The following is a 4,329-nucleotide window of genomic DNA, read 5'->3' on the forward strand; positions in this document are numbered from 1 at the left end:
GTGGTCCGTTGGGACATACGTCCCGCCGACCAGAACAAAACGGATCGCCTCAACCGCGATGTCAAATCCCATCGTGAGCGGAATGTATCCTTTCGCGCCGTGTCGGATGGCGGCGCGGGCGAGTTCGACGTCGTTCGTCGAGGCGAGGGTGACAATCGGGCGGCGCGACACGCCTTCCGCCAGGTCCTTCAGCGCGTTCGCCCACGTGTCGCTGCTGACCTCTATCAAGGACAGGATGACCAGAGCAGCCGAGGCGCCGCAAGGATGCTCCCCGAGTTCCGACAACGACGAAAACGTGACGACTGGAACCGAGAACGCCGATTGCAAGCTGCGCCCCATGCACTCCCTCAGGAACGGACGGCTTTCGACCAGCGCAATGGTGCGGTCTTTTTCTGCATCCGCGCCTGTGTAAATACGATGGGCGCTAACGCCCGGTTTCTCCAGCTGGGGTGTCGAGAACCGCGCCTGTGGCTGTGCCTCAATGTGAGACTCGTGATCCATCAATTTTCCCCCTACCGCAAAGCGCATTCGCCAGCGGGCTGAACCGCTGCGTCCTAGTAAACCGACAATAAGTATCGATGTCCCGATCGATCCCCGCCTTGTCGCCAGCACACGTTACCCCATCCGTCGTAAAAGGTCCAATGAATCCATATGTTCACGTTCTGATCTCCTCTTATGTGGGGGTTGGGCTTAGTGGATAACTTTGGTATACGTCCAGCGCTTAAGGCAGCGAGAACACGCCGGAGCGGTGTCAACTACTGTCCCCATGAGGGTAAGACCACGTCCCCGGCGCAATTTGCGGGCGAGCAGCCGGAGAAAACCCAAGTATGGCCCGCCGTGTCTCCATTGTGCCTGCGCAAAATGCGCCCCACTTCGTCGTCCGTTCGGAAGACCAGGAGATTGGTCGCTTCGGTTCGTTGGGCGCTGCGTTTGAAGCGGCGCAAGCGGCGGGGGCTGTGATTCGGGACGACGAGCGGCGCGCGCTCGAACTTTGGTTTTTGGGAGAGCGATCCGAGGTTGGTGGACCGGGCCCCTCATGGCTGAGAGAGGTCGTTTCGCCGGGTCAGAGAAACTGGGAGGGCCCTTCCCGCGCTGCGCCTTACCTACACCGCCTACATTGCGGCGAGGATACCGAGGTCGATGACATCGACGTCGCGTCCCTGCTGCCGATCGCTTTTGCAAACTCTAGGAGAGCGGGCCGCTGAGTTGCAGGGGGGATAATTCCATGTCAGCCGACCACAACCTCAGCCTTGCGCCGCACGTCAGGCGCTAAATTCCGCGAGTTCCCCTGATCTCATATCGGGTGCGGCGGGCTCGACTTGGCCGTCCTCGACGCTACCGCAGAGCGTCCAGGCGGTCCTTGTCGAACGCATGGAACTTCGCCCATCGGGGGCTGACCTTCTCCCTCTCCGTCACCGTGTGCGATTCGCGACCTTTTCGCGGTGAAGCGCGACAGCGCCGGACAGGCTCGCGGGCTCTTGAGAGCCGTTGGCGCCCGCGCTCCTTGCTTGCCGCCGCGATCGGCAATGGCGTTCGTCTATGTTGCCTCGGTTTCGTCAGTGGACACTCGGTACGGGAGATCATCGACGAGAAGCGCCGCCACTTCGTCAAGCCGCATAGACTCGCGCCCGACCCGCTGCAAACTGTCACCAGCAACTCGAACGTCCGATCTCGACAGTCTGACGCGGTAACTCTCAGACTTTTGGCACCGAGATTCCAAGTCTCGCTGCCATTATCACCAGCGCGGGAAGGGAGTTGGCCGCCATTTTTTGCATCACCCGCCCTCGGTGCGCCTTCACGGTAATCTCGCTGATCCCAAGTTCGTCGGCGACCTGCTTGTTCAAAAGGCCGCGGACGACTAACGCCATCACCTGCCGCTCCCGGCAACTGAGTGACGCGTGACGGTCTCGGAGCGCGCGTATCTCAGCGTCGTCATGAAGCGCGATCTTGCTGAGCTCAAGGGCGTTGCGCATGACGTTCAACAAGACGTCGTCCGCGAAGGGCTTGGTCAAGAACTCGAGAGCTCCGCCTTTCATGGCCTGAACCGTCATCGCAATACCGCCCCGACCGGTCATGAAGATTATCGGCGTGTCGGGGCGCTCGACTGCGAGACATTTCTGTAGCTCCAAGCCACTGAGATCGGGAAGGGAAATGTCGAGAATCAAACAGCTTGGGACAGGCACGCGTGGGCGGCGCAAGAACTCCTGCCCAGACCCATAGGTCTCTGGCCGCCAGCCTGCTCTAAGGACCAGCACTTCAATGGATTTGCGCACCGAAACGTCCTCGTCGACAACGAACACGGTTGGTGCGCTGTGCGACAGAGGTGATGACCTCACCAGTTCTGGTTCGGGCGACTCCAGGTCGTGGCCCGTACCCCGATATCGAAGCAGCGACTGGATCATCGTTTGCCGCAGGATCTCGGTTTGATTGGTCGTAGTCTCCGGATCCGAGTATCGTGTCATCGCGTTACGTTGACGGAGATGAGCGGCCGCTTCCTTCGAAACGTTGATCACGTTACCCTCGCCCGTGTGAGTGGGCCGGGTATAAGCGAGGGCGGCACCAGCGGACGCTGAAGTGGCGCCTACGCCGCGCCAAGACGATGTTGACGATACTGTAGGCATGATCACGCTCCCTGAAAGAAATTGCGATCCTCGACATCACTTTCTGTTGCCACTCAATTAGGCCTGCTCATCGTCATCGTCGTCTCACGGAACGCCGCGCTATGTCTCATTCAGCGCCGATCGGAACTAAAGCCGTTGGCGCCTTGGTTAGAAACATGGAAGAGAGAGTCAGGCCGCCGGTCTCCATCGATAGAGCCATACTCGGAATGGCCGCCCGCCCGCCGGCTGGAGGGAGCCAAGCGGCCGAGCGGCCTTGCGCTGACCAGCCGTCGTCCGCTCTAATGGCGTTGCGTGCGCCTCATGATTAGCGAGGCCAAGCGGCATGGGTGGCGTCGACCTCAAAGTCGCGCCGAGCGTGGCGAAGTCCACGCCACGACAATCGTGCGCGTGGGGAGCTCGGTCGCGACAATAGGGCCGGTTTCCGGGTAGAGACTCGCAGTGGACGACCGCGCCAAAACCGTCTCGACGCGATCTGTCGCGGCTCGCCTTACCCATGCGGTCGCTGTAAGGGTGACTCTATTCGGGTATTGGGCGGCCCGGAGGGATGGCCATGCAAGTCCATTTTTCCACGGACGACCTGCCGCCGCGCGACCGCGTAAGGTTTTGGTGCGATTACTTCGCGAAGCAGGCCCATAGCATCACGCCCGGCGAGATTCCGGACCCCGGCGCCTTTCGCGCCGAAGCGGGCGGACAAGTTGCGGGCGAATTTGCGCTGCTCGATATCGAAACGGGACTCGAGAGGGTTCGGCGCACCGCCGCCGATGTCGCCAGAGACAAGACCGAAGCGTTCTTCATCCGCCGATTCCGGCGGCCGCTGATCTGGAGAGCCGCCCCGCGCAGCACGCTGGTCGACCTCATTCACGAGCCCGGCGATTTCTGCGTGAGCTCGACGGAATGGCGATTCGACGCGGAATCGAAGGGCGCAGCCTCGTTCGGGTTGCTGGTCATCCCGCAGGGAGCGCTCTCGCCGCTTCTGGCTGGGGGCCGACTGGCGCGCCCGTTTCGGCTGCCCGGCGCCTCGCCGCTCGGCTCGCTCCTCGGCACAGCCGTGGATGCGGCGAAGGCGCAGGCGCCGCTCCTGCCCGACAAACTCGGCGAAGCCGTGCTGCGCAACCTCTGCGGCCTGGTGGCGCTGGCGTGCGGGGCCTCCGACGAGGGCGCCGAGCAGGGCCGGGTGTCGCTGCGGTCGGCGCAATTCGCGGCGGTCGAGCGCCACGTCGATCTGCATCTCGCCGATCCCGGACTGACCCCAGCCAGCGCCGCCGGCGCACTCGGCATCTCGGTGCGCCAGTTGCATCGGCTGTTTGAGCCAAGCGGCAGCAGTTTCGCGCGATACGTTCTACGCCAGCGGTTGCTCAGGTGCCGCGACACGATCGCCGGAGCGACGGGAACCGGCCGATCTGTGATCGACATCGCCTTTGGCTGGGGGTTCAACAGCATGGCGACATTTTATCGTGCGTTCGCTAGCGAGTTCGGTGGCGCGACCGCCGTATTGCGCACAGCATCGCGCAGAGAGGACTGAGCCGCTCGCACACGGGCGGAGGAGGACATCGTGAATGCGGCCCAGCAGGAACTCGTCCTCATGTGCTATACGGACGGCCATGAGTCGTACTTCGGTATGCATCTTGGTCTTTATCGCGAGCGCCTGTGGAATGTACTACGTTCCGAAGCCGGCAGTATCTAGGCCACCAGCCATCACCGTCGCGAA

At 62.3% G+C, this 4,329-nt stretch carries 2 protein-coding genes and 1 pseudogene; 1 reads left to right on the top strand and 2 read right to left on the bottom strand.

Annotation, left to right across the window (positions count from 1 at the left end; genetic code table 11):
• Positions 1 to 504, bottom strand: a pseudogene (locus ACLP25_RS06800) (hypothetical protein); the annotation flags it as partial.
• 1,190 nt (positions 505 to 1,694) lie between these two features.
• Positions 1,695 to 2,513, bottom strand: coding sequence for a response regulator transcription factor (locus tag ACLP25_RS06805; RefSeq protein ID WP_442468459.1), 819 nt, complete (start codon positions 2,511 to 2,513; stop codon positions 1,695 to 1,697).
• 658 nt (positions 2,514 to 3,171) lie between these two features.
• Here ACLP25_RS06805 and ACLP25_RS06810 point away from each other — a divergent pair.
• A complete protein-coding gene (locus ACLP25_RS06810) occupies positions 3,172 to 4,143 on the top strand; it encodes a helix-turn-helix domain-containing protein (protein WP_442468460.1) in 972 nt (323 codons plus the stop codon).
• Positions 4,144 to 4,329 lie beyond the last annotated feature (186 nt).

Source organism: Roseiarcus sp. (genome assembly GCF_052145395.1).
Lineage (GTDB): Bacteria > Pseudomonadota > Alphaproteobacteria > Rhizobiales > Beijerinckiaceae > Roseiarcus.

Coding starts and splice junctions, on each gene's coding strand:
- ACLP25_RS06810 (WP_442468460.1), top strand. CDS start 3,172: ATGCAAGTCCATTTTTCCACGGACGACCTGCCGCCGCGCGACCGCGTA.